General features: G+C 59.3%; 20 protein-coding genes. 13 read left to right on the forward strand and 7 right to left on the reverse strand.

What is annotated here, in order from left to right; all coding sequences use genetic code 11:
- Window positions 1-207: 207 nt before the first annotated feature.
- Window positions 208-675: a hypothetical protein gene (locus PMX60_RS09160; protein ID WP_271747671.1), complete on the reverse strand. Its 468-nt coding sequence runs from the start codon at window positions 673-675 to the stop codon at window positions 208-210.
- Between the two features lie 277 nt (window positions 676-952).
- On the opposite strand from PMX60_RS09160, the gene PMX60_RS09165 reads away from it, so the two are divergent.
- Window positions 953-1384 (forward strand): Hsp20/alpha crystallin family protein, encoded by a 432-nt coding sequence (locus tag PMX60_RS09165; RefSeq protein WP_055310182.1) that lies wholly within the window; start codon window positions 953-955, stop codon window positions 1382-1384.
- A gap of 82 nt (window positions 1385-1466) precedes the next feature.
- On the opposite strand, the gene PMX60_RS09170 is transcribed toward PMX60_RS09165, so the two are convergent.
- Window positions 1467-2276 (reverse strand): MBL fold metallo-hydrolase, encoded by an 810-nt coding sequence (locus tag PMX60_RS09170; RefSeq protein WP_271747672.1) that lies wholly within the window; start codon window positions 2274-2276, stop codon window positions 1467-1469.
- A gap of 48 nt (window positions 2277-2324) precedes the next feature.
- On the opposite strand from PMX60_RS09170, the gene tilS reads away from it, so the two are divergent.
- From tilS to PMX60_RS09195, 5 genes are all read left to right on the forward strand, one after another.
- A complete protein-coding gene (tilS, locus tag PMX60_RS09175) occupies window positions 2325-3863 on the forward strand; it encodes a tRNA lysidine(34) synthetase TilS (protein WP_271747673.1) in 1539 nt (512 codons plus the stop codon).
- A 147-nt stretch (window positions 3864-4010) separates the two neighbouring features.
- Window positions 4011-4559 carry a hypoxanthine phosphoribosyltransferase gene (hpt, locus tag PMX60_RS09180; protein WP_195622354.1) on the forward strand — a complete coding sequence of 183 codons (549 nt, stop codon included), beginning with the start codon at window positions 4011-4013 and terminating at the stop codon, window positions 4557-4559.
- A 61-nt stretch (window positions 4560-4620) separates the two neighbouring features.
- Window positions 4621-6696 (forward strand): ATP-dependent zinc metalloprotease FtsH, encoded by a 2076-nt coding sequence (gene ftsH, locus PMX60_RS09185; RefSeq protein ID WP_271747674.1) that lies wholly within the window; start codon window positions 4621-4623, stop codon window positions 6694-6696.
- Between the two features lie 189 nt (window positions 6697-6885).
- Window positions 6886-8070 carry a pyridoxal phosphate-dependent aminotransferase gene (locus PMX60_RS09190; RefSeq protein ID WP_118081740.1) on the forward strand — a complete coding sequence of 395 codons (1185 nt, stop codon included), beginning with the start codon at window positions 6886-6888 and terminating at the stop codon, window positions 8068-8070.
- Window positions 8071-8235: 165 nt separating this feature from the next.
- Entirely contained in the window at window positions 8236-9057 is an 822-nt protein-coding gene (locus PMX60_RS09195) for a phosphatase (protein ID WP_271747675.1), read from the forward strand.
- A 78-nt stretch (window positions 9058-9135) separates the two neighbouring features.
- Here PMX60_RS09195 and rlmD read toward each other — a convergent pair whose 3' ends face one another.
- Window positions 9136-10350 (reverse strand): 23S rRNA (uracil(1939)-C(5))-methyltransferase RlmD, encoded by a 1215-nt coding sequence (rlmD, locus tag PMX60_RS09200; RefSeq protein ID WP_334203719.1) that lies wholly within the window; start codon window positions 10348-10350, stop codon window positions 9136-9138.
- A gap of 572 nt (window positions 10351-10922) precedes the next feature.
- Here rlmD and PMX60_RS09205 point away from each other — a divergent pair.
- The 4 genes from PMX60_RS09205 (at window position 10923) to PMX60_RS09220 (ending at window position 15566) form a co-directional block, all read left to right on the forward strand.
- Entirely contained in the window at window positions 10923-11783 is an 861-nt protein-coding gene (locus tag PMX60_RS09205) for a transporter substrate-binding domain-containing protein (protein WP_138113587.1), read from the forward strand.
- Window positions 11783-12436, forward strand: coding sequence for an amino acid ABC transporter permease (locus PMX60_RS09210; RefSeq protein WP_006235606.1), 654 nt, complete (start codon window positions 11783-11785; stop codon window positions 12434-12436). Before PMX60_RS09205 ends, PMX60_RS09210 begins: the two co-directional genes overlap by 1 nt.
- Complete coding sequence (locus tag PMX60_RS09215; RefSeq protein ID WP_055310177.1) at window positions 12429-13193, forward strand: amino acid ABC transporter ATP-binding protein; 765 nt, start codon at window positions 12429-12431, stop codon at window positions 13191-13193. Before PMX60_RS09210 ends, PMX60_RS09215 begins: the two co-directional genes overlap by 8 nt.
- Before the next feature lie 297 nt (window positions 13194-13490).
- Entirely contained in the window at window positions 13491-15566 is a 2076-nt protein-coding gene (locus PMX60_RS09220; protein ID WP_215674451.1) for an elongation factor G, read from the forward strand.
- Between the two features lie 130 nt (window positions 15567-15696).
- Here the strand turns inward: PMX60_RS09220 and PMX60_RS09225 are convergent, their stop codons facing one another.
- Entirely contained in the window at window positions 15697-16680 is a 984-nt protein-coding gene (locus PMX60_RS09225; RefSeq protein ID WP_271747677.1) for a DNA/RNA non-specific endonuclease, read from the reverse strand.
- 380 nt (window positions 16681-17060) lie between these two features.
- Entirely contained in the window at window positions 17061-17939 is an 879-nt protein-coding gene (larE, locus tag PMX60_RS09230) for an ATP-dependent sacrificial sulfur transferase LarE (protein WP_271747678.1), read from the reverse strand.
- A gap of 173 nt (window positions 17940-18112) precedes the next feature.
- Between larE and PMX60_RS09235 the strand changes: the two genes are divergently transcribed.
- Window positions 18113-18763 (forward strand): HAD family hydrolase, encoded by a 651-nt coding sequence (locus PMX60_RS09235; RefSeq protein ID WP_271747679.1) that lies wholly within the window; start codon window positions 18113-18115, stop codon window positions 18761-18763.
- Between the two features lie 113 nt (window positions 18764-18876).
- Here PMX60_RS09235 and PMX60_RS09240 read toward each other — a convergent pair whose 3' ends face one another.
- Window positions 18877-19989, reverse strand: coding sequence for a LacI family DNA-binding transcriptional regulator (locus PMX60_RS09240; RefSeq protein WP_271747680.1), 1113 nt, complete (start codon window positions 19987-19989; stop codon window positions 18877-18879).
- Between the two features lie 312 nt (window positions 19990-20301).
- On the opposite strand from PMX60_RS09240, the gene glmS reads away from it, so the two are divergent.
- Entirely contained in the window at window positions 20302-22149 is a 1848-nt protein-coding gene (gene glmS / locus PMX60_RS09245) for a glutamine--fructose-6-phosphate transaminase (isomerizing) (RefSeq protein WP_271747681.1), read from the forward strand.
- Between the two features lie 113 nt (window positions 22150-22262).
- On the opposite strand, the gene PMX60_RS09250 is transcribed toward glmS, so the two are convergent.
- On the reverse strand, window positions 22263-22964 hold the full coding sequence (locus PMX60_RS09250; protein WP_050766156.1) for a GntR family transcriptional regulator: 702 nt from the start codon (window positions 22962-22964) through the stop codon (window positions 22263-22265).
- Between the two features lie 193 nt (window positions 22965-23157).
- Between PMX60_RS09250 and PMX60_RS09255 the strand changes: the two genes are divergently transcribed.
- Window positions 23158-24192, forward strand: coding sequence for a YeiH family protein (locus PMX60_RS09255; RefSeq protein WP_271747682.1), 1035 nt, complete (start codon window positions 23158-23160; stop codon window positions 24190-24192).
- Window positions 24193-24233 lie beyond the last annotated feature (41 nt).

The raw sequence follows: 24233 nt of genomic DNA on the forward strand, positions 1-24233 counted from the left end.
CCGAACCCGGAAGCTAAGCCCCATCGCGCCGAGAGTACTGCGGGGTCGGCCCGTGGGAGGCCAGGGCGCCGCTGACCAGTGGACGGCACCGAGCCGTACGCTTGAACTGAGAAGGGGGAGGCCTCGCGGCCTCCCCCTTTTTTGCGTTTACGGGGCGTAAATGACTCTATTACACCAGACGATCTTATCGTTTTTGGTATTGAGCCTTTATTTAAAGAAGATAAATCGAATAATAAGGGCAACTGCTATGGCCACAATGATCAAAAGCAGGATTGCCAGTCGATGTTGCTTGCGTCTTTTACTTGACGAAACGAAGATTGATTTTCCTTGTTTTGGCGTCTCGAGATAACGAGCCGAATGCGTTAAGGTTTGCTTTGGTCGTGGACCTCTTTGTTGATGGGCGGCGGATGCTTTCAGTGGCTCCTCACTAGCTGCGCTGTTTTTAGATAATGGTGCGTCTTTCAGATATACAGGGTCTCCCGAGGCGACGCCCATATGTTTACGCCCCGTTTGGGCATCCTCGAGTGTTTGATATCGATTTCTCGTCACATACTCGGGCTCCGGATCATTAATGGGCTCTTGCGAGATGTGGGGGCGATGGAACCGTGGCGGCTGCGTGGAAGAATCTTCCCCCTGCGTCGGCATAAACATTTTGTTCTGGTTTTGGTCGTCCATGATGCCCTTTAGCTCGTTACCAACAACGTGTACGCGCTCATTGTAAGCCCCTTGTTATTTGTAGCTGGGGACATACTCGGTATTTAAGCTCTGGTTCAAAGAACCTTAACCTTCCTAAAACCTGAGTCACACGCACTTAGATATGCTTATAGTACTGGACTCAAAAAACTTTATAGTCGATGTATATATGAGCACTGGGTGGGCATATATAAGAGCGTCAAAAGAAGTCCCAGTCACCTGGAAGATGACTCGGCAGTCCTATAAAGGAGTGGTAAACATGGCAAGCATGGTTCCTTATCGTTCGGTTTTTGGCGTTCGTCCCTCTGCAAGCTCGCTGTTCGATCTGTTTGATGATATGAGCGACCTAGCGAACAGCTCGATTGCCTCTAAGGCGTTCCCCGTTGACGTTGAGGATAAGGGCGATGGCTATGAGGTCAAGGCTTATCTGACCGGCGTCGCCAAGGACGATATCGATGTCGAGCTTAACGAGGGCCGTCTGTCCATTAGCGTGAATGTCGAGGAAGACGAGGAGAACGAGGGCAAGAACTTCCTGCAGAAGGAGTTCAGCTCGTACAGCGCGACGCGTGGCGTGTATCTTAAGGACGCTTCGAGCGAGGGCCTCTCGGCTAAGTACGCTGACGGCATCCTGACCGTTACGGTTCCCAAGATCGTCGAGAAGAAGAACGTTACGAAGATCTCCATCGAATAACTTCGTTGGTGTTCTTCGCTATTAAAAGACAACAAAAGGGGCTGGGAAGCGATTTCCGGCCCCTTTTGCTGTTTAGGACAGTCTATTGAATGGTTGCTGGCCGATACTGGCTTGCGGGGCGTATCGAGAGTTTTCGCGATCCTTGGAGAAGGGTTGCGGAGCTGCCGAGCTCGTCATCCAGGGTTGCGGCCAGAGCTTTGGCATAGCTTTTGACGGTAAGGCTCGGACGATTGTTATCTTGGCTGATATGCATGGCAATGAGCTGTTCGGTGCGATCGGTAACAAGTTCGCGCGCGGCTTCGGCGGCTTGGCCATTGGAGAGGTGTCCCCTTTCAGACAGGATGCGCTCCTGAAGAAAGCGGGGATATTCTCCCTCGCGCAGCATGGTCACATCGTGGTTGCTTTCGAGTGCGAGGACTCGACAATCTTTGAGGGTGTTCATGGCTTGGCTCGATAGCTCTCCGGTGTCGGTGGCAAAGCCGATGGAATCATCGAGAGCATTGAATCGATAGCCGACTGGATTGATGACATCGTGTGACGTTGAGTAGGTTTGCACGTGGATGCCGGCAAAGGATAGGGTGTCACCGGGATCGAATTCCTCGACAGGCAGATGCGAAAGATTTTCTTTGCTCGAAAGAGTGCCCCTGCTGGCAAAGAGGGGGCCGTGCCAGTGCTTGCACCAGACATCGAGGCCCTTGATGTGATCGCTATGCTCATGAGTAATGAGAAGAGCCGAGACGTTGTCTGCCGAGAGCCCCAGTTCTGCCATGCGCTTTAATGTCTCGCGGCGAGACAGTCCGTCATCGACCATAATGAGCCCCTGCGGGCCCTCGATGAGTGCGCAGTTGCCTTTAGAGCCACTGCCGAGGATATGAAGGTGCAGGCAAGACATAAGATTCCAAAGGATACAATGGGTGCGGACGAATAAAGGAGGAAGCGAATGCCAACGGTATCACAGCATTACGGACACCATGCCGTGCCTGGGGCAGTCGATGAGACCCGGACGAGGCAGCAGGCAGCTCCTGTCGTGCTCATGGTATCAGGCGGCGCGGACTCGACGGCGCTGCTTCTTATGGCGTGCACATCAAAGCTGGATATCCAAGACGGACGCGGTGTTGCCCCCATTGCTCGCGAGCGCCTGCATGTGCTGCATGTAAACCATCATCTGCGCGGCAAGGCGTCCGATGGCGACGAGGCCTTTGTGCGTGAGCTCTGCGCGCAATATGGTTTACCGCTGTGTGTGGAGCACGCTTATTTTGATGGGGAGTCGGGCAATATTGAGGCCGCGGCCCGCGAGGTGCGCTATGCCGCGGCGCGGAGGTATGTTCGCGAACTCTGCGCCCAGACGGGGGCACCGCGAACGGCGGCTCGTATCTGCACCGCGCACACGTCTTCGGATCGCGCGGAAACGTTTTTGATGAACGCGATTAAGGGTTCGGGGCCCGCTGGTCTATCGAGCATTCCTCGCCGGAGGAATATCGTGGTGCGTCCCTTGCTCGACCTAACTCATGGCGAGCTCGTGGGCTATCTACAGGTACATGGTCAGCCGTGGCGTGAAGACGAGAGCAATGAGGATATCTCGTATCTGCGAAACTACGTGCGCCATCGAGTAATGCCAGTGGTGGCGCAGCGCAACGCGAGCATCTGCAAGACGATTGGCGCCGCCTGCGAGATCTTAGGCGATGAGGACGCGTTTTTGTCTCAGCTTTCGGCACAGGCGTTTCGAAGCTGTTTGCGCAAAGAGGCAGCGGGTGCGCTGGTGCTCGATGCCAGGCGCCTGGCTGCGGCCGAGGTGGTAATCGCGCGGCGCATCGTGCGACTGGCGATTAAGCGCATCGATCCGGACGCTCGTCCCGAGATGCGACATGTGGAGCGAGTCCTTTCCTGCGTTGCCGAGGGCACCGGCTCGGTCACGCTTCCGGCGGGGATTGACGCACGCATTGAGTTTGGCATGCTGGCGTTTAAGGCGCCGGCGGCTCGCGAGGGCCTGGTCGCGGACTGGGTTACCGTACCCGGTCGTTTGCCGTTGGGCGGGGGACGTATGCTGGTCACAGAACCGATGGCTGTTGAGCCGGGATGCGATATCGTGCGCCGCGCCCGTGAGCTTGCGGCTGCCGGGGAAGTGACAGCTTTGGTAGACGCGGCTGCCCTGGGTTTTGCCGACAGCGATAGTGAGCGGATCCTGTCGGGCTCGCGTGGCGAGATCCCTGCCGAGGCGCGATTGGCGCGCCTGTGGGTGGACGGTCCCGCGCCGGGAGACGTGATGTGCCCGTTAGGGATGAGTGGCCGAAGCAAGAAAGTATCCGATTTGCTAGGTGAGGCTCGCATTCCCGTTTCCGAGCGCGCCGGCGTGCCCATGGTGAGGACGGCGCCGGGGGGTGCCGTGGTGTGGGTCGCCGGAGTTCGCGCGGACGAGCGTTTTAAGTGCACGGCCGCAACGCGCGTGGCATATCTGCTCCGCGTGGTCGATGCGGAATAGCGTCCCACGCCTGCTATTCTGTGCGACGTTGACGGTATTCCCGCGCTGATGGCGCACGGGCTGGTAAATTTACCCCGTGCGCTGCTAGAATGTGTAGTTCGCGTCCATACGGCGGTGTGTGGGCGATAAGCACAAGAAAGGGTTGTCATGACTTCTCAACATCCGGATATCGAGAAGGTTCTGTTCACGCAGGAGGATATCGACGGTATCGTCTCTCGCCTGGGCGAGGAGATTACGCGCGACTACGCGGGTAAGGATCTGGTGCTGATTGCGGTCCTGCGCGGCGCCGTGGTCTTTATGGGCGACCTGATGCGTAAGATCGAGCTGCCGACCAACATCGATTTCATGGCTGTTTCGAGCTACGGCGACGGTGTGAAGTCCTCGGGTATCGTGCGTATCATTAAGGACCTGGATATCGACATCCGCGGTCGCGACGTGCTGATCGTCGAGGACATTCTGGACTCGGGCCTGACGCTCAAGTATCTGATGAAGAACCTCGAGAGCCGCAAGCCCGCTTCTCTGGAGGTCGCCGCCTTCCTGTGGAAGGACGTTGAGGACCGCGTCTCGGCCATCACGCCCAAGTATGTTGGAACCCATTGCCCCGATGCCTTTGTGGTGGGCTACGGCCTCGACTATGCCGAGCGCTATCGCAACCTTCCGTATCTGGGCATTTTGAAACCGGAGGTTTATTCGTAAGATGCCCGACGACCGTAACGACAACAATTCCCAGACTCCCCGGGACCCAAAGATCCCGGGGATGCCCGGAGGCAAGAAGCCCACGCGTACGGGCTGGCTGTATTTTATTTTGGCTTGCGCGCTTCTGGGCTATGCCTTCTTTAATATGGGTTCCGGCTTTGCCAGCTCCAGCAATACCGTTAAGCTCGCGACGAGCGAGATGGTCAGCGCCATCAAGCAGGATTGCGTCGAAGATCTGACCTATACGGTTCAAGACGGAAGCGTGACGGGTCATTACTGGAAGACAAAAAAGGACAAGGGCGATACGAGCGAGCTCAAGAGCTTCTCTTCGACCTATGTCGGCTCCGATTCGCTTGCCGAGCTCATGGCGGAGCACCCCGATACCAAGTACATCGTCAACACCAACGATCCCGATTTTTGGGGCGACTTGGCGATGAGTGTGCTTCCGACGATCGCCCTTATCGCCATCATGTTCTACTTTATGCGCCAGATGATGGGCGCCAACAACAGGAACATGCAGTTTGGCAAGACCAACGCCAAGACCAACGAGGCCACACGCCCCAAGGTCAAGTTTGAAGACGTTGCCGGAGTGGACGAGGCAGTCGAGGAGCTCGAGGAGATCCGTGACTTTTTGAGCGATCCGGATCGCTATCGCAAGCTGGGCGCCAAGATCCCGCGTGGCGTGTTGCTGGTTGGCCCTCCGGGCACCGGTAAAACGCTGCTGGCCAAGGCCGTTGCCGGCGAGGCGGGCGTGCCGTTCTTTAGCATCTCGGGTTCCGACTTTGTCGAGATGTTCGTAGGTGTCGGCGCCAGCCGTGTGCGTGACCTCTTTAAGGAGGCCAAGTCCCAGGCCCCGTCGATCATCTTCATCGATGAGATCGATGCCGTGGGACGTCAGCGCGGAGCTGGCTTGGGCGGCGGTCACGACGAGCGCGAGCAGACGCTCAACCAGCTGCTGGTCGAGATGGACGGCTTTGAGGAAAGCGAGTCGGTCATCCTGATCGCCGCCACCAACCGCCCCGACATTCTGGATCCGGCGCTGCTGCGTCCCGGTCGTTTTGACCGTCAGGTTACGGTCGACCGTCCGGATGTGAAGGGCCGCGAGCAGATCTTGCGCGTGCATGCCGAGAACAAGCCGATGGACGAGGACGTTAAGTTTGAGAAGCTCGCCCAGATGACCGTTGGCTTCACTGGTGCCGATCTGGCAAATCTGCTCAACGAGTCTGCGCTGTTGGCTGCCCGCCGCCATCGTTCCGTGATCTCGATGGACGAGGTCGAGGAATCGATGGAGCGCGTGATTGCCGGACCGCAGCGCAAGGGTCGCGTGATGACCGAGGCCGAGCGCACCACGATTGCCTACCACGAGAGCGGTCACGCCCTGGTGGGTCACATCCTGGAGCACTCCGATCCGGTCCACAAGATCTCGATCGTCAGCCGTGGCCAGGCGCTGGGCTACACGCTGCAGCTTCCGCAGGAGGACCACTTCCTCAAGACCAAGAACGAGATGCTCGACGAGCTCGCCGTGTTCTTGGGCGGTCGCGTTGCCGAGGAGCTCATGTGCGATGACATCACGTCGGGCGCGAGCAACGATCTGGAGCGCGCAACCAAGATGGCGCGCGAGATGGTCACGCGCCTGGGCATGAGCGAGGAGCTGGGCACGCAAGTGTTTGGCGAGGCGCAACATCAGGTGTTCCTTGGTCGCGATTACGCCGATCACCAGGATTACTCCGAGGAGACGGCGCGCCGCATCGATATCGAGGTCCAGCGCATTATGCGTGAGGCCCATCGTCGTGCGGTCGAGATTCTGGACGCCCGTCGCGATCAGCTCGATCTGATGGCGAAGGTGCTGCTTGAGCGCGAGACCGTCGAGGGCGACGCCGTGAACGCCCTGCTCGACAACGAGTGGAATGCCCACCTTGAGCGCGAGGGCGATATCCTGGCGGCCAAGGAGGAGCGCAATGCCAAGGCGGCCGGCATGCCGACCAAGAAGCGCGTGCCTCGAATGAGCGAGGAGGAGCTGGCGGCTGATGCCGCGGCCTTTGCGCAGGCGGCCATGCAGGAGGATGCCGAAGCCGCATCCGATGATGCTGACGATGACCATGCCGTCGTCGATGCCGACACCGACGCCGACAAATAGTCTTTGTGGCGAAAGCCTCCGCGGGGAAACCTGCGGAGGCTTTTTCTTTTGAGCGATATGGGGCCGTCTGTTGATTGGGGACAGACTTAAATGAGCGTTTTCACGCATTTAAGTCTGTCCCCAATCAACATTGCTGCGGCACTTTGCTCGGCTAAAGCGTACAATAGCGCCTATGCGAAAGGGGAACAGATGATCAACGAAACTATGTATGCTCGCGGTGCGGAAAGCTCCATCATCCGTGAGATTTTTAGCTATGGCCTTGAGCGCAAGGCGCAGATCGGTGCGGAAAACGTATTCGATTTTTCGCTGGGCAATCCGAGCGTTCCGGCACCCGCTGCTGTGGCGGAGTCCATTAAGAAGGCCCTGGAGCTGCCGAGCGACCAGCTGCACGGCTACACGCCCGCACCGGGCCTGCCGCAATGTCGTGCCGCTGTGGCCGAATCGCTCAACCGCCGCTTTGGCACGAGCTATGAGGGCAAAGACGTCTTTATGACGGTGGGTGCCGCGGCTTCGCTCACCTGCGCGCTCAACGCCGTTACGAATCCGGGCGACGAGGTTATTGTTATCGCCCCGTACTTTCCGGAGTATCGCGTTTGGATTGAGAAGGCCGGCTGCACGTGTGTCGAGGCGCTTGCCAACGAGGACACATTCCAGCTGAGCGTGGATAACGTATTCAAGGCGATCACCGACAAGACGGCAGCCGTCATTATCGACTCGCCCAACAACCCGACCGGTGCCGTATATACGCGCGACACGCTGACGCGACTGGCCAATGTTCTGCGCGAGGCCAACGCTCAGCGCGATCCCGAGAATCCGATTATGCTCATCTCGGATGAGCCGTACCGCGAGATCGTGTACGGTGCCGAGGTGCCTTGGGTGCCCTCGATCTACGAGCACACCATCGTGTGCTACTCGTATTCCAAGTCGCTGTCGCTGCCGGGTGAGCGCGTGGGGTGGATCTTGGTTCCCAACACCAATCCGCAGGCTGCCCGTCTGATGCCGGCCGTTGCCGGTGCCGCCCGTACGCTGGGCTTCGTGTGCGCGCCGGCGCTCTTTCAGCGCGTAATTATCGACTGCATCGATGAGCCGAGTGACGTTGAGGCCTATGCACGCAACCGCACCGCGCTTACCGACGCACTAGCGGAGTATGGCTACACCTATGTTGAGCCGGATGGCGCGTTCTACCTATGGGTGAAAGCATTGGAGCCCGATGCGAATGCGTTTTGCGAGCGCGCAAAGAAGTATGAGTTGCTTGCGGTTCCCTCGGACAGCTTTGGTATGCCGGGTTGGTTCCGCCTGGGCTATTGCGTGAGCTACGAAACGATTGTCAATTCGTTACCCGCTTGGAAACAGTTGGCGGACGAGTATCGTTAAAAGTAAAGCGCTCTGCCTACAATGTTTTACGTGAAACGGGGTTTGGTGTTAAGCCGGACCCCGTTGTCATGGACGTTGTGTCTTTGGGATGGAGTGGTTTTACGACTATCGAAGGCTATGCGTACAATGAATATAAGCGACGGCCGTGCCAGATAAGGAGATCTGATGCCCTACCTGCTTTCTTGTGACATTCATACCCATACGATGTTCTCTGCGCATGCATATTCGACCATTGAGGAGAATGTGTACTGGGCGGCAGAGCGTGGTCTGCAGGTGCTCGGATCTGCCGACCATTTGAGCTCTATGGTTACGGCTTGCCCCAATGACCTGCGCAGTTACCAGTTCTTTATCAACCAGGATATCTGGCCGCGCATTTGGAGCGGCGTGCTGGTGCTGCGTGGTGCCGAGGCCGATATCGTTTCGCTGGACGGAAGCCTGTTTGGCGAGGACACTCCTGTCACGCTCGATATTGCCGGCGATTCGTACAGCCGTCAGCATTCGCTGTTCGATTTGGTTACGCGTAATTTGGATTATTTGGTTGCGAGCGTGCATAATCCGCAGATTGCTGAGGGCGCGACGCTGGCCCAGACGACCGAGATGTATATCAATGCCCTGGAGCACCCCAAGGTGTTCATGCTGGGTCACACGGGGCGTTCGGGCGTGCCGTTCGATATCGACGAGGTGCTGTTGGCAGCTAAGGCCAAGCACAAGATTATCGAGATCAACAACCATAGTCTTGAACACGGTGTCGACACTGAGCATTGGGCCGTATGCCGCAAGATTGCCGAGCGCTGCGCCGAGCTGGGCGTGGGCATTGGCGTGTCGACCGATGCCCACATTGGCATGGCCATTGGCAAGCTCGATCACGCGCGCAAGATGCTCGACGAGATTCACTTCCCACTGGATTTGATCGTGACGCGCGACCGCGAGACGCTGCTGTGCGAGATGGCGGCAGCCGACGTGTGCGATCTGCGCAATGGGATGTAGCGGAGTTTATAAACCAAGCGAAGGGGGCGGCCCAGGCGGGTCGCCCCCTTTCTTGTCCCAAAAATCTACTGAGGTTGGTTAGCGGCGTTCGAGGACCGCTACGGTTTCGGTGTGGTCGGTGTGAGGGAACATGTCGACTGGCGTGATCTTGAGCAGGCGATAGCCTCCGTCGAGGAGCTGGTGCAGGTCGCGCTCTTGGGTCACGGGGTTGCAGCTGATATAGGTGATGCGGCGCGGCTTAAGTGCGCAGGCAGCTTCGAGGAACTCGGGCGTGGAGCCGGCGCGCGGCGGGTCGATGGAAAGAACGTCGACGCGTTCGTTGTTGTCGGCGGCATCCAGGATGTAGTCGGTGGCGTCGTCGGCCATAAACCAAGCGCTGCGGGTGAGGCCGTTGAGCTCGGCATTGCGACGTGCGTCGGCAATGCCCGCCGGGTTGCGCTCAACGCCGAGCAGCATAATGCCGATACCCTTGTTCTGGGCGGCTTTGGCTGTGCACAGGCCGATAGTTCCGCTACCGCAATAGGCATCCATGAGTACGTCGCCCTGCTGCAGGTCCATGCCGTCAATCGCGAGCTGATAGAGCAGCTCGGTCTGCTGCGGGTTGGTCTGGTAGAACGCGGTGGGGGAGATATCGAACTCGCAGCCGAGCAGCTGGTCGCGCATGCACTCGGCGCCATATACAATGCGGGTTTCCTCGCCGAGGATGGCGTTGCCGGGGCGTCCGTTGATGTTTTGGGCGACGGTGACGATGCGCGGATCGAGTGCGGCGACAGCCTCAAAGAACTCCTGCGCATGCGGCAAGTCGCGCTGAGCGGTCACGAGCGTGACCATGACCTGGTCGGTACGCCAACCGCAGCGGACGACGGCATAGCGAAGCAAACCAAGATGCTTGTCCTCATTAAAGGCGGGAATATGCAGCCGCTCAGCTTCGCGTGCGATGCCGTTGAGAATCTGACGGGCGCCCGGTGCCTCGACGGGGCATTCGGGTACGGCAACGATCTTGTGCGTGCCGCGCTCAAAGAAACCGCAACGGACAGCGCCCTCCTTACCGGGAGCAAAGGGAGTGGCGGCCTTATGGCGAAAACCGCGCGGCGCAGGATATTTGCCCGGGTCGCCCAGGGTGACACCCATGCCACGAATAGGATCTACAGCAATGCCCTCACGCTCACAAAGCGAAGCAAAAAGCTCCTCCATAGCAGCCTGCTTAGCTGCCAACTGCTTTTTATAAGGACGATTGAGCGCCGTGCATCCGCCACAAGCTCTCATGATGGAACAGGGAGACTTGGGATCCACAGCCTTACGCGCAGGCGAAACCGGATCTTTATGCGGACGCTTGGAGCGAGTCTGAGACGCTTTGTCTCCGCCTCGACGAGAGTCAGAACGCTTGGTCTTAGCCCTGCTCTTGGTCGATTTGCTTTTTGCAGCTTTAGGAGACTTGGATTTCGTAGAAGATTTCTCCTCCTTCGACCCCTCAACCGCCTCCACCAAAGCACGACGAGCCCTACGCTCCGCACGAGATTCTGCCATCAATAACTCCACTTATTCATGAATTAAAGCTGCAAGTATTGTACCGTGCCAAGCCAGCAGACGATATACAAGCGGTTTATTCGTGTCAGTGATAAGCCCAACGACGGTTGCCCGCCGCGTGAGGGGTGTGGGGGTTAAGTTTATCGCGAGTTCCGCACGAACAGGAGGCCACTTAATGTGGCCTCCGTCGTGAGCAGGACTGTAGAGCAGGAAACTTAACCCCCACACCCCTCACGCGGCGGGCAAACTCGCCTTGTGCTCTATCACGCTAAAGTGTATGATTCTGAACGTTACACGACTCACTTTACTTAACTAAAGTGCCACCAAGGGGGAATACCATGAATACCGATATGTCTCGTCGTCAGTTTGTTGGTCTAGCCGGTTCGCTCGCTACGGTTCTAGGTCTTGGCCTGGTAGGCTGCGGTGGTGGTGCCGGTAAGGGTTCCGCTGCCGGTTCTGCTGCAGCCAAGGATGTGAAGGGCGCTGCGGAGTCCAAGAAGCTCGTGGTGGGCTTTGATAAGTCCTATCCTCCGTACGGCTTTGTGGGCGACGATGGCGAGTACACCGGCTTTGATCTCGATCTGGCCAAGGCTGTTGCCGATAAGCAGGGCTGGGAGGTCAAATACGAGGCCATCGACTGGGATGCCAAGGATACGCTGCTTAACTCGGGCGCCATCAACTGCATCTGGAATGGCTTTACCATGGAGGGCCGTGAGGACGACTACACGTTCTCCGAGCCGTACATGCTCAACGAGCAGGTGCTGGTGGTAAAGAAGGATGCAGGCATCAAGAGCTGGGACGATCTTGCCGGCAAGACCGTGATTACCCAGACCGATTCCGCTGCGCAGGATGTGCTTGAGGGTGACCAGAAGGATCTGGCGGCGACGTTTGCCACGCTCGACACCATCGGTGAGTACAACACGGCGTTTATGCAGCTCGAGAGCGGCGCGGTCGATGCCGTGGCTTGCGACCTTTCGATTGCCCAGTATCAGCTTGCCGCCAAGCCCGATGCTTATACGCAGCTTGATGAGCCGCTGTCCAGCGAGCACTACGCCGTCGGCTTTAAGAAGGGCGACACCAAGTCGGCCGACGCCGTGACCGAGTCGCTCAAGGCACTCTACGATTACGGTACGGTTAAGGATCTCTGCGACAAGTATTCAAGCTATGGTCTATCTTTCGATAATTGGGTGCTCAAGTAATGTCTATTCAGGTCATGATGCAGATGCTTGGCCAGGGATTCTTGGTCAGTTTGCAGTTGTTTGTGCTGACACTGCTGGGGTCGATTCCGCTGGGAATCCCCGTGGCGTTTATGCGCATGAGCAAAATCGCGCCGCTTCGCTGGATTGCGCGCATCTACATTTCGGTCATGCGCGGTACGCCGCTCATGCTGCAGATGTTTGCCATCTACTTTGCCCCGTACTACGTGTTTGGCATTTCGCTCACGCCCGATTCCAAGTGGACGGCGTGCGTCGTGGCGTTCATCATCAACTACGCCGGTTACTTTGCCGAGATCTATCGCTCGGGCTTGCAGTCCATTCCGCGCGGTCAATACGAGGCTGCCGAGGTGCTGGGCTATTCGCGCGTGCAGACGTTTCTGTATATCGTGATGCCGCAGGTCGCCAAGCGTATTCTGCCGGCGATGGGCAACGAGATCATCACGCTGGTCAAGGACACGTCGCTGGCGTTTGCCATTGGCGTGGGTGAGATGTTCTCGACGGCCAAGGCGCTGGTCGCCTCGCAGGTGAGCATGGTGCCGTTTGCGATCGCGGCGCTGATTTACTGGGTCTTTAATTTCGTCGTCGAGATGCTGCTGGGCGCCGCCGAGAAAAAATTGGATTACTACCATGATTAATTCGGTAATGAATATATCGAACGCGCGTAAGGCGTTTGGCGGCAATGAGGTGCTCAAGGATATCTCGCTTGAGGTGAAGCGTGGCGAGGTCGTGGCGATTATCGGGCCTTCGGGTGGCGGCAAGTCCACGCTGCTGCGGTGTGCCACGCTGCTCGAGACACTCGACGGAGGCTCGCTCTCGTTTGGCGACCTTGCCGTTGCGACGGATGCGGGTTCGGGCGCGGTCTATGCGAAGGGCGATGTGCCCAAGCAGGCGCGCTCGCGATTCGGCCTGGTGTTCCAAAATTACAACCTGTTCCCGCACTATACGGTGATGAAAAACATCACCGATGCGCCGATTCGCGTGCTTAAGCGTCCGCGCGAGCAGGCGGAAGCCCGCGCTCACGAGCTGATTGCACAAATGGGGCTGACGGGCAACGAGAACAAGGTGCCGTGTGAGCTTTCGGGCGGTCAGCAACAGCGTGTGAGTATCGCCCGCGCCCTGGCGCTCGATCCGGAAATCTTATTCTTTGACGAGCCGACCTCGGCGCTCGATCCCGAGCTAACGGCCGAGGTGCTGCGTGTCATTAAAGACCTGGCGGCGCAGAATATGACGATGGTGATCGTGACCCATGCGATGCAGTTTGCGCGCGATGTTGCCGATCGCGTGGTCTTTATGGACGGAGGCCGCATTGTCGAGGAGGGCCCGGCCGAGCAGGTTATCGATCATCCGCGTGAGCAACGTACCCGTGAGTTCTTGAGTCGTATCGAGGGCTAAGCTCAGCTATGTATTGAGAAGACGCCGCCGCGGGTCTTATGGACTGCGGCGGCTTTTATTTGTATCGATGGGGTTTAATAATCGCCTGGCATACTTGCTCTGTCCTCTCGCCGCCTGTATTCATACGTGCGCCGAAAGGTATGCATGGACAGCCGCCCGTGAGGGTAGGGTGGTGGCATAGGACATTTGGAGGGTGAGTCGGCTCGGCTGCCGACCATGCTGCTCCCGGGATGGCACCGACCGCGAACTCTCCCCGTTGGCGTCGCGCATTGCGCGCGGCCCTGCAAGGAGGTCATCATGGGTGCTCCCAAGACCGGTAACGTAAGGAACGTGGTGCTCGTAGGCCAAGGCGGGGTGGGCAAGACTTCACTCGCCGAGGCCATGCTCCACCTTTCCGGCAAGACCGCCCGCCTGGGCGGCCACGACGGCACCAAGCCCACGCTCGACTATGACCCCGAAGAGGTCAAGCGTGCATTTTCCATCTCGACGACCATCGCGCCGATCGACTGGAAGGGCGCGCGCATCAATGTTCTCGATGCCCCGTGCTACCCCGATTTTATCGGCGACGCCTTTGCCGCGATGAGCGTCTGCGAGACGGCTCTGTTTGTGGTCGACGCCGAGGCCGGCCCGCAGCCTACGACGGTTAAGCTCTGGTATGCCGCCGAGGACCTGCGACTGGCGCGTGCGGTGTTCGTAAACCGCCTGTCGCGCTCCGAGGCCAGCTTTGCGACCACGATGGACCTGCTGCAAGAGCGCTTTGGCACGCGCCTGGGCGCCGTGACCCTTCCCTGGGGCGAGGGCGAGGACTTTGACGGCATCATCGACCTGGTGCGCATGAAGGCGCGCCATTGCAACGGCACCGAAGCCGTTGAGTCGGAGATTCCCGAGGAGTATCGTGCCCAGGCCGAGGAAGCCCATGACCATCTGTGCGAGCTGGTGGCCGAGGCTGACGATGAACTGATGATGAAGTACTTGGAAGGCGAGGAGACGCTGACGCAGGAGGAGCTTGAAGGCCTGCTGTCGAAGGCGATCGCCGAGCGCATCTTTGTGCCGGTCTTTGCGGGCGATTGCATTAAGGAGCAGGGCGTCAACTCGCTGATGGACGACATCGCCACATACTTCCCGGCGCCGACCGACTACGGCGAGATGCCGCTTATCGACGGCGATTCGCTCAAGATTTCAAGCGACGATGACCGTCCGGTGGCGTTTGTGTTTAAGACGCTGGCCGATCCGCAGCAGGGCCGCATCAGCTTTATCAAGGTGCTGACGGGCACGCTTGAGCCGGGCCTTGAGCTGATCAACGCGCGTACCCGCAAGAGCGATCGTCTGGCTCACCTGTATGTGATGTGCGGCCGCGACATGACCGAGGTCGGTCACGCCTATGCCGGTGACATCATCGTGGCGCCCAAGCTGGCTGCCGAGACGGGCGATACGCTCTCCATTACCGGTAAGGTCGAGGCTGCGGCGTTTAAGTTCCCCAACTCTCAGTACCGCATCGCCATCGAGGCCGAGAATCGCGGGGACGAAGAGAAGCTCTACACGTTTATCGAGAAGGCCTGCAAGGCCGATCCGACCATGAGCATCGACCGCGACGAGGAGACTGGTCAGACCATTATCTCCGCCGTTGGTGAGGCGCAGGTTTCGGTGTTGCTCAACCGTTTGGAGGATCGCACCAAGGTCGTGGCAAAAAGCGTGCCGATCCGCATTCCGTATCGCGAGACCATTCGCCGTACGGCAAGCGCGCAGGGCCGCCACAAGAAACAGACTGGCGGTGCCGGTCAGTATGGCGACTGCTGGCTGCGCGTTGAGCCGCTCATTGGACCCGACGGCACGAGCGACGGCTACGAGTTTGTGGATGAGGTTGTGGGCGGTCGCATTCCGCGCTCGCTGATCCCCGCCGTGGACAAGGGCGTCCAGGAGACCATGAAGGACGGCATCATTGCCGGCTATCCGCTCACGGGCATTCGCGTGGCTGTGTACGACGGCTCGTATCACAGCGTCGACTCCAACGAGATGGCGTTCCGCGCGGCGGCTCGCATCGGCCTGCGCAAGGCGTGCGCCGATGCCGACCCGGTGGTGCTGGAGCCCATCGAGGAAATCACGGTGACTATTCCCGAAAGCTACGCCGGCGCTGTGATGGGCGACATCTCGGCATCGCGCGGTCGCGTGACGGGCATGGAGACCGATGAGCGCGGTGACACCGTGGTTATCGCACAGGCGCCGCTGGCCGAGCTGACGGATTACTCGACGCGCCTGCGCTCTATCACGCGCGGCACGGGCGACTTTACCATGAAGCCCGCCGGCTACGAGCAGGTGCCTTATGACGTTCAGGCCAAGCTGGTCGAGCGCTATGAGGAGGGCCGCGCCAAGTAACGTGTGGTTTTGCCTGCAATGTAGGTGCTGACGAAAAGGCCGTCCTGGGTAACTGGGGCGGCCTAATTTGATCCCCTGGGGACGGAGGGAAACGGATCATGTTTTTGGGTTACGGGCGGCGCGGTCGGCACTAGTCTCCGGATGCCTGGTTGCGGCCGGTGGCGTAGTCGATCTGCACGTGCGGCTGCAGGTTGTAGCAGTACACGTGGAAGCACAGGGTCTTGCCGTGGTCCTCGATCGATTGTGCCTCCAGGCGAACGCCGCGACAGACGAGTTCCTCTTCGTTGTACATGGGCGTGACGCGGTAGAGCACATGGTTGCCCGTATCGCGAATATAGTTGAGAATCTGCTCTTCAAACGGTAGCATGCCCGTCTCGTTGAGATAGCGCGTGCCGGTGAGGAGATTTTTGCGGTTGGCGTTTTCGCCGCAGAGCGACCAGGCGATGAGGTGGCAGCGGTTGTAGAGGCTCTGGCCTGGAATAAAGTCGTAGCGCTGCTGGTGCCAACCGGCAGGATGGATACGCGAGATATCGCCGCGCTTTCCCTGTCCGAGCGACTCGGGGCCTACGCAGGCGAGCGCCTTGCGAGTGCGGCCCAGGCTGTCGAGCTTGGAGAATTTCTTAAAGCAGCCCTCTTCGGTGGCACGCTCATACTCGTCGAGCGTGAACGACGGCATGCCCAACGAGTGCGTGCTGTCGGCGCGAAGGGCAACGTAGGGGTTGCCGGCGTAGTCGGGAATGCTGCTGAGATAAACACCGCGGGCGCGGTTGAGGTCGGGGTTTTCGACCTCGTCGATGGGGGTGGCGGCGCTGTCCGCGGAAGCGCCGTCGCCGGTGTCGGTTGCGGCGGAATCGGAGCCATCGCCAGGGTCCTGGCCGTTTTGAGGGTCCGAGGAGCTCGCCGTTCCCGATTCGAGCCGAGCGACCAGGTCCGCCTCGTCGTCGGTGCGGCTGGGACTTTCGTTTTGTTTCTCGGCCAGAGCTACCGCCTGCTCATCGCTTTGCGGCGACAGCAACTTGGGCGCTCCGTCGAGCGATCCCGTAAACAGCGCAAACCCGAGCACCACGGCGGTGCCGATGGAAAGTACTTGCTTGTAGGCGGGCTTGCGCGACATTGAGGCTCCTGGATGGACGGTTGGGAATCTACCAGTCTAGCAGGAGCCGGCAGGGGCCGTTCTGTCGAACAAATACTCAAGATTTGGGATAGACGCTACGGATTCATTTGCCTCATATGGAGCTGCGGCGGTTGTGAATGTGGGGCCATTCGGCGTTTCCCCAGATAAAACCCGCCAAAATAAACCTGTCCCTTATTGGCGGGTCAGTTAACGCAGTGCAGGTTGAGCATATGCGAGCGAGCGGTCTCCGGGTGCGGTAAGGTGACGTGAAACAAGCGGGCGCTGACCTTTTGGTCGCGCCCGTGAAGTTGAACGTCAGATTGCCGTGTCCGGAGCCCGCGCAGCGCCGAGCGGTTACGCCGTTTGTAAAACGGCGTAACCTAAAGGTTCATGTTGCCGTGAATGTAGGGGGTGACCTCGGGGGAGATATGGTCGCAGCCCAGCTCGCGCAGCGCGGACTCGATGGCGGCGGGCAGCAGGGTCTTGCCCTTGTCGTCGACGGCGGCACCGCCGAGGGTGGCAATCTTGGCGACATCTGCGGGTGCGGCCTCGATATGCATGCAGCCGCCGACCAAGCGCGCGCGTACCTGTGCCAGATCAAGATCGTGCAGGTAATCCTCGCAGGCGCGGATTAAATCGACTTTCTCGCGCGTAAGCTCCTCGCCCGTGGGGACGCGGGTGGCAAGACATGCTCCCGCCGGTAGGTTCCAAACGGGATAGCCCCATGCGCGCAGCAGCTCGCGCTCTTCGTCCTTGGTAAAGCCGACCTCCATAAGGGGTGAGCGTACGCCGAGCTCTTCTGCCGCGCGCATGCCGGGGCGGTAGTCACCGCGATCGCTTGCATTGCTGCCATCGATGACGGTGGGAAAGCCGAGCGACTTGGCGTGGTTGACGATGGCGGTAAAGCCGGCGTGCTTGCAGTGGTAGCAGCGATTAGCATCGTTGCAGGCTACTTGGGGGAGCTGCAGCTGATCCACCGAAAGATTGAGCACGGGGAGCTTAAAATGCGGCCCCTCATTGGCCTGCCCATCAACGGACTGCTCAAACGAAGCCTGCTCGGGCGTGCCGATGAGCGGCGTGGTGAGATGGACGAGAAGAGTATTGGTAGGCATGACGCGGGCGCATACGGCGGCCAAAAAGCTGCTGTCAACGCCGCCGGAAAACCCGATAGCCACGCGCCCGTATGCCAAAAGCAGCTGCTCGAGCGCCGATAGCTTGTCTTGAAGCTCCTCTGCGGGTGCCGTGGTGTCTAAAATCATGAAACGTTCCTTATCGTTGAGTACTCGATCGAAAACTATAATCCTAATGCGTTACTTGCCATAAGACTTCTATCTGTGTAACGAAAGTGCAATATGGTATATACGTTATATACAAGTTGCCAAATGCGGTAGAGTTGCAGCAACGCGACAGCGAGAGTCGATGGGGGACCGATATGATCAAGGCTGTTATTTTTGACATGGATGGAACGCTGGTCGATACCGAGCGTTTGGGGATTAAGGCCTGGAAGGCAGGCGCCGCTGAGCTGGGGCTCGCGATTGATGAAGCGCTGATCCATCAGTTTATCGGCCGCACGCTGCCCGATGTTATGGACATCCTTGATGAGCATTACGGCAGCCATGAAACCACCGAGGCGATCTATCGTCGCCACAAGGAGATTCGCGACGAGATGGTCAAGACCGAACTGGAACTTAAGGCCGGCGCCGCCGAGTGCCTAGACGAGCTGCTGGCTGCAGGCCATCACGTTGGTCTAGCGACGTCGTCGCGCCTCGTTACGGCCGAGCGCAACCTTAAGATGGTTGGCCTCTTTGACAAGTTTGAAACGGTAACGTGTGGCGAGGACGTCGTGCACGGCAAGCCCGACCCCGAGATGTATCTGCTCGCCTGCGAGCGCGCGGGCTTTGCTCCCGAGGAATGTGCCGTGGTCGAAGATTCGCGCAACGGTTGCGTCTCGGGCATTACGGCCGGCTGCCATGTCTTTGCCGTCCCCGATATCGTGCCGCTGCCGCAGGACGTGGTGGATGGCTGCGAGGCCGTGCTCGATACGTTGTTCGACCTGGCGGCGGCAATCAAGACTGTGCGCTAGAAAATTGCGGCGTTGAAACGAGCGATTGCTCACGTTTGCGCTCAAGCAAAAGGGGCCCGGCAATGGTCGGGCCCCTTTTGCTTGAGCGGCGACTTAGCATACTTGCGGGCGTGCTATAGATACGCACCGAGGTTGATGGCCGTGGCGTCGGTCTGGCTGCTTGCCTGGGTGCTGGCGCGTTCCAGCAGGAACGGCCGCACGAGTTCTTGGCGGTTGATGTCCTCGATGGCCGTGACCGCGGTGACGGTGCGCGCGGCAGAGCTGACGTGGATATGCTTGGTCTTTGTCGGGGCCTTGTTCTCGATTTGCTCCATCAGCAGTTGGATACCCTTGCGGCCAATCTCGTAGCCCGGGGGCGCTACCGTAGTGAGCGGGACCGATCCGCTCCAAGCGAGCGGGTTGCCGTCGCATCCGGCCACTCGTACTTGCCCGGGGACAGAGATGCCCTTGTCGACCAGTGCCGAAACGACGCCCGAGGCCAACACATCGGTCAGGCCGACGACAAAATCGGGACGTTCGTCCGCGGGGCGCTCGGCGATTTGGTTGCCGATACCATAGCCGTCGGCCGCCGTGTTCCACTCGCCGGCGTCGATGACTTCGATCTTGATATCGGGGTGCAGGGCGAGCGCCTTATGAATGCCAAGGACGCGCAGGGTGAGTTGCATAAATGCTGCTCGGCCGACGACGACAATATGGTGCGCGCCGCGGGCGATGGCGAGTTCGGCAATGATGCGACCCTGGGCCTCGTTGTCGGCCGCTACGTAGTAGCCGGGCTCGGAGCAATGGATGTCCAGATGGACGATCGGCACGGGCATCTTGGTCATGGCGGGGTGCCAGTCGGGGGATGCCATGGGCTGAACCATGACGCCGGACATCTGGGTGCCCATAAAGTAGCGCAGGTAATGGTCCTCGAGAATATCGTCGTTATCGGCGTTGGCGATGAGCAAGTCGTAGCCGTGCTTGCGGGCCTCGTTGTGGGCGCCGCTGGCGATTTGGAGCGAAAAGCCGTGATCGAGACGGGGGAGCACCAGGCCAAAGGACTTGGTGGCGCCGCCCGCGAGCTGACGGGCGCTTTGGTTGGGCAGGTAGCCAAGGCGATTGATGGTCTCGTTGATGAGCTTGAGGGTCTCGGGGCGCAGCTTTTCGGGGTGGTTGAGCGCGTTGGAAACCGTGCCCAACGAAACCCCGGCCTCGCGTGCGACGTCGCTGATTTTTACCTTTGCCATAGCGGCCCCTTTGATGCGTTTCAAGTACAAGCCAGATTGTAGCATCCCAAACCTTCCAAAAAGGGACAGGTTTATTTTGGCAGGTTTTATCTGGGCAAACGCTATTGCCAGCGCGACCACCACGAAGGGGGCAGGCACCTTTGTGGTGGTTTGGACCGGCTGGACGTGTGTGCATCGAGTGGTATCTAAGTTGAGATACCACTTCTGGTATATCAGCTTGCGTTTGCGTGAGTACAATACTCGAACGTTATACGTCTCAGCGCCCCTTGTGCGTGGACGTCTTGCAGTCACGCGAACGAAGGGATTTATCTTATGTGCGGAATCGTCGGCTACACCGGCTCTGATATTGCAAAGAACATCCTGGTCACGGGCCTCAAGCGTATGGAGTATCGCGGCTATGACTCCTCGGGCGTCGCGCTCGAGGTGGGCGAGGGCGCCGCGGCGCACCTCGACGTCATCCGTCGCGTGGGCAAGGTCGCGGGCTTGGAGAGCGAGCTTTCCAACATTGACAGCGACGCTACCTGCGGTATCGGCCACACCCGTTGGGCCACCCACGGCAAGCCCTCCGTCGTTAACGCTCACCCCCACACCAGCTGCGACGGCCGTATCGCCATCGTCCACAACGGCATCATCGAGAACTTCGCCGAGCTGCGCGAAGAGCTGGAGGGTCGCGGCCACCACTTTAAGAGCGAGACCGATACCGAGGTCTTCGCGCATCTGATCGAAGAGGCTTATGCCGAGGCGCACGACCTGATGGCCTCCGTGCGCGAGGCTTGCACCCACGTGGTCGGTGCCTATGGTCTGGCCGCCGTGTGCGCTGACGAGCCCGGCGTGATCGCCGTGGCCCGCAAGGATTCCCCGATCGTAGTCGGCGTGGGCGAAACCGGCTCCTATGTTGCTTCCGATGTCATCGCGCTCATCGACGCCACCCGCGATGTCGTGGTGCTCGAGGACGGTCAGTTTGCCAAGCTCACGCCCGCAGGCGTCGAGTACACCGACGAGGCCGGCAACGTTATCGAGCCCAAGGTCACCCACATCGACTGGGACCTGGACATGGCAGAAAAGGGCGGTTATCCCGACTTTATGCTCAAGGAGATTCACGAGCAGCCGCGCGTCGTGCGCGACACGCTGGTTGGTCGTATGACGCCGGGCGGCGAGCTCGACATCGACGAGCTGGGCCTTTCGCTCGAGGAACTCAACGACATCGACCGCGTCTACGTGATCGCTTGCGGCACCAGCTATCACGCTGGCCTCATTGCCAAGAATCTCATTGAGGGCTGGGCTCGCATCCCCACCGAGGTGGAGGCGGCCAGCGAGTTCCGTTATCGCAACCCCATCATTACGCCGACGACGCTTGTCGTTGCCGTGTCCCAGTCGGGCGAGACGGCCGATACCCTTGCCGCCATTCGCGATGCGCGCATCAAGGGTGCCAAGGTCTTCGGCATCACCAACGTGGTGGGCAGCCCCGTGGCGCGTGAGAGCGACGGCGTCATCTACACCAAGGCCAACAAGGAGATCGCGGTCGCCTCGACCAAGAGCTTCATCGGCCAGGTCGTGAGCCTTACGCTTTTGGCTCTGCTGCTGGCGCAGGTCAAGTACCGCTTGACCACCAAGCAGGCGCGCATGCTGTTCCGCGAGCTTTCCGATACGGCCGAGCAGATCCAGTGGATTTTGGATACCCAAACCGAGGCCGTGCATGAGGCCGCCCTGCTGTGCAAGGACGCGCAGTCGGCGCTGTTCGTGGGCCGTGGCATGGGTGCCGCTATTTCCTACGAGGGCGCGCTCAAGCTCAAAGAGGTCAGCTACCTGCACGCCGAGGCCTACGCCGCCGGTGAGATGAAGCACGGCCCCATCGCGCTGATCGACCCGGGCTTCCCTGTCATCGCCGTGGCCACCAAGAGTGCCACCTACGACAAGACCGTGTCGAACCTCATGGAGTGCAAGGCGCGCGGCGCCAAGGTCATCGTCGTTGCCACCGAGGGCGATGAGGAGATCAACAAGATCGCCGACTGCATTATCCGCGTGCCAGCAGTCCGCGACGTGTTCAGCCCCATCACGGCGAGCGTCCCGCTGCAGCTGCTCGCCCGCGAGGTCGCCATCCTGCGCGGCTGCGACGTCGACCAACCCCGAAACCTGGCGAAAAGCGTCACGGTCGAGTAGTTGGTTCCGCCGTTCTAGCGACTAAGGCCCGGCTCCGCATCAAGACGGAGCCGGGCCTTGTTGCATTTGCTCGGATAAAACCTGCCAAAATAAACCTGTCCCTTTTTGGCAGGTTAGCGGAGCTTGCTGGTCTCGAAGTACTCGGGGAACTGGTCCAGAACCTCGGTTTGATTGCGGAACATCATGTGCAGGTGCTTGCTGACCAAAAAGCTCGCTTCGATGGGGTCGCGACCGGCGATAGCGCGGCGAATCTGCTTGTGCTCGTTCACGATGTCCTGATTGTCGAGAACCTGCGTGGCGGCGCGCAGCCAGCGGAAGCGCTCCAGGTCGGCATTGGTCTCTTCGAGCCACGACCACACGGTGCTGCGACATGCGATGCTAAAAATCATGTGATGCATGAGGTTGTCGCTCAAAAAGAAGCCGATGCGATCCTCCTCGGCCATGGCCTTTTCCTGCAGCACGATGGCGCGGTCGAGCTGCTCGATGCCGGCCGACGTGGCGCGCGCACAGCACTCCACAATCACCTGCTTTTCCAGATGCTCGCGGATGTAACAGGCACTCTCGGCAAGGGTGAGGTTGATGGGCGAGACGTAGGTGCCGCTCTGGGGCACGGTGCGCACCAGGCCTTCCTGCGCCAAGCGAACCAAAGCCTCGCGCACGGGCGTGCGACCCATGTCCAGGTCATCGCAAAGCTGCTTGACGCCCAGCTTTTCGCCCGGCTTGTAGTCCAGGTAGACGATTTTGCGTCGAATGGTGTGGTAGGACTGGTCCTGTAGGCTCGTTTCCTGCTCGCCGACGTGCATCGATTCTTCCATAGCGCCTCGCAACTGTTCTATCAAACTCATATGTCAGTTGTTAATTATGCCGCGAATCAGCTCTCCGCGGTGGGTAATTCGGCTGTTGCCTGAGAACTATCGCGGCATCTTAGTCTGTGTTTGCGCAAGGCTGTGCTCAATGTTGCCGTATCATAAGCCGTCGCAAACGTGAAATAGAAAGAAGGAATCCCATATGCAACTGGCAAATATCGTACGCGAGCGCTGGAAAGGCGTCTTGTTCTGCCTGATCATCGCCATTCCCGCGACGTTGCTCGGCAAACAGGTTGAGGTGGTCGGCGGTCCGGTATTCGCCATCCTCTTTGGCATGGTCCTGGCGCTCGTCTTTCCCAAGAATCGTCGCGAACAGCTCGCCGCCGGCGTCACCTATACGTCCAAAATAGTCTTGCAGTACGCGGTTATCCTGCTTGGCTTTGGCATGAACCTCTCCCAGATTCTGTCCAAGGGCGCCCAGTCGCTGCCGATTATCGTGGCGACAATCTCGACCTCGCTTGTCATCGCCTTTGTGCTCTGCCGCGTTATGAACGTGCCGGGCAAGATCGCGACGCTTGTGGGTGTGGGTTCGTCGATTTGCGGCGGTTCTGCCATCGCTGCGACCGCACCCGTCATCGATGCCGACGATCGCGAGATTGCCCAGGCTATTTCGGTCATCTTCCTGTTTAACGTTATCGCGGCGCTCGTGTTTCCGACGCTCGGCGGCATGCTCGGGCTGACCAACGAGGGCTTTGGCCTGTTTGCCGGTACCGCCATCAACGACACCTCGTCCGTAACGGCTGCGGCGAGCGCCTGGGACAGCATGCACCCCGGCGCCAATGTGCTCGAGAGCGCCACAGTGGTCAAGCTCACCAGGACGCTGGCCATTATTCCCATCACGTTGGTTCTCGCATGCTGGCAGATGCATCTGGCGCGCAAGGCCGGCGGTGACGCCAAAAGCACGTTCTCGCTTAAACGCGCGTTTCCCATGTTCGTGCTGTTCTTTGTGCTGGCGAGCGTGATCACCACGGTGCTTCAGCTTCCCGCGTCCTTTACGGCGCCCATCAAGGAGCTGTCGAAATTCTTTATTGTGATGGCCATGGCGGCTATTGGCTTTAATACCGATATCGTCGAGCTGGTCAAAAAGGGCGGCAAGCCCATCGCATTGGGCTTTTGCTGCTGGATTGGCATTGCGTGCATGAGTTTGGGAATGCAACACGTACTGGGAATCTGGTAGAGAAGTAGCTTGTTTGCGTGCTGGTTGCTGGTGAGCGCATT

The organism is Collinsella aerofaciens (genome assembly GCF_028206995.1).
In the GTDB taxonomy this organism is placed as follows: Bacteria; Actinomycetota; Coriobacteriia; order Coriobacteriales; family Coriobacteriaceae; genus Collinsella; species Collinsella aerofaciens_AQ.

Bases quoted from the DNA above. Each gene is read 5' to 3' on its own strand.
- PMX60_RS09250 (WP_050766156.1), bottom strand. From the start codon at position 22,964: ATGGAAGAATCGATGCACGTCGGCGAGCAGGAAACGAGCCTACAGGAC.
- PMX60_RS09220 (WP_215674451.1), top strand. From the start codon at position 13,491: ATGGGTGCTCCCAAGACCGGTAACGTAAGGAACGTGGTGCTCGTAGGC.
- glmS (WP_271747681.1), top strand. From the start codon at position 20,302: ATGTGCGGAATCGTCGGCTACACCGGCTCTGATATTGCAAAGAACATC.
- PMX60_RS09165 (WP_055310182.1), top strand. From the start codon at position 953: ATGGCAAGCATGGTTCCTTATCGTTCGGTTTTTGGCGTTCGTCCCTCT.
- hpt (WP_195622354.1), top strand. From the start codon at position 4,011: ATGACTTCTCAACATCCGGATATCGAGAAGGTTCTGTTCACGCAGGAG.
- PMX60_RS09235 (WP_271747679.1), top strand. From the start codon at position 18,113: ATGATCAAGGCTGTTATTTTTGACATGGATGGAACGCTGGTCGATACC.
- PMX60_RS09170 (WP_271747672.1), bottom strand. From the start codon at position 2,276: ATGTCTTGCCTGCACCTTCATATCCTCGGCAGTGGCTCTAAAGGCAAC.
- PMX60_RS09255 (WP_271747682.1), top strand. From the start codon at position 23,158: ATGCAACTGGCAAATATCGTACGCGAGCGCTGGAAAGGCGTCTTGTTC.
- PMX60_RS09205 (WP_138113587.1), top strand. From the start codon at position 10,923: ATGAATACCGATATGTCTCGTCGTCAGTTTGTTGGTCTAGCCGGTTCG.
- tilS (WP_271747673.1), top strand. From the start codon at position 2,325: ATGCCAACGGTATCACAGCATTACGGACACCATGCCGTGCCTGGGGCA.
- PMX60_RS09215 (WP_055310177.1), top strand. From the start codon at position 12,429: ATGATTAATTCGGTAATGAATATATCGAACGCGCGTAAGGCGTTTGGC.
- PMX60_RS09195 (WP_271747675.1), top strand. From the start codon at position 8,236: ATGCCCTACCTGCTTTCTTGTGACATTCATACCCATACGATGTTCTCT.
- larE (WP_271747678.1), bottom strand. From the start codon at position 17,939: ATGATTTTAGACACCACGGCACCCGCAGAGGAGCTTCAAGACAAGCTA.
- PMX60_RS09210 (WP_006235606.1), top strand. From the start codon at position 11,783: ATGTCTATTCAGGTCATGATGCAGATGCTTGGCCAGGGATTCTTGGTC.
- PMX60_RS09225 (WP_271747677.1), bottom strand. From the start codon at position 16,680: ATGTCGCGCAAGCCCGCCTACAAGCAAGTACTTTCCATCGGCACCGCC.
- PMX60_RS09190 (WP_118081740.1), top strand. From the start codon at position 6,886: ATGATCAACGAAACTATGTATGCTCGCGGTGCGGAAAGCTCCATCATC.
- PMX60_RS09240 (WP_271747680.1), bottom strand. From the start codon at position 19,989: ATGGCAAAGGTAAAAATCAGCGACGTCGCACGCGAGGCCGGGGTTTCG.
- ftsH (WP_271747674.1), top strand. From the start codon at position 4,621: ATGCCCGGAGGCAAGAAGCCCACGCGTACGGGCTGGCTGTATTTTATT.
- PMX60_RS09160 (WP_271747671.1), bottom strand. From the start codon at position 675: ATGGACGACCAAAACCAGAACAAAATGTTTATGCCGACGCAGGGGGAA.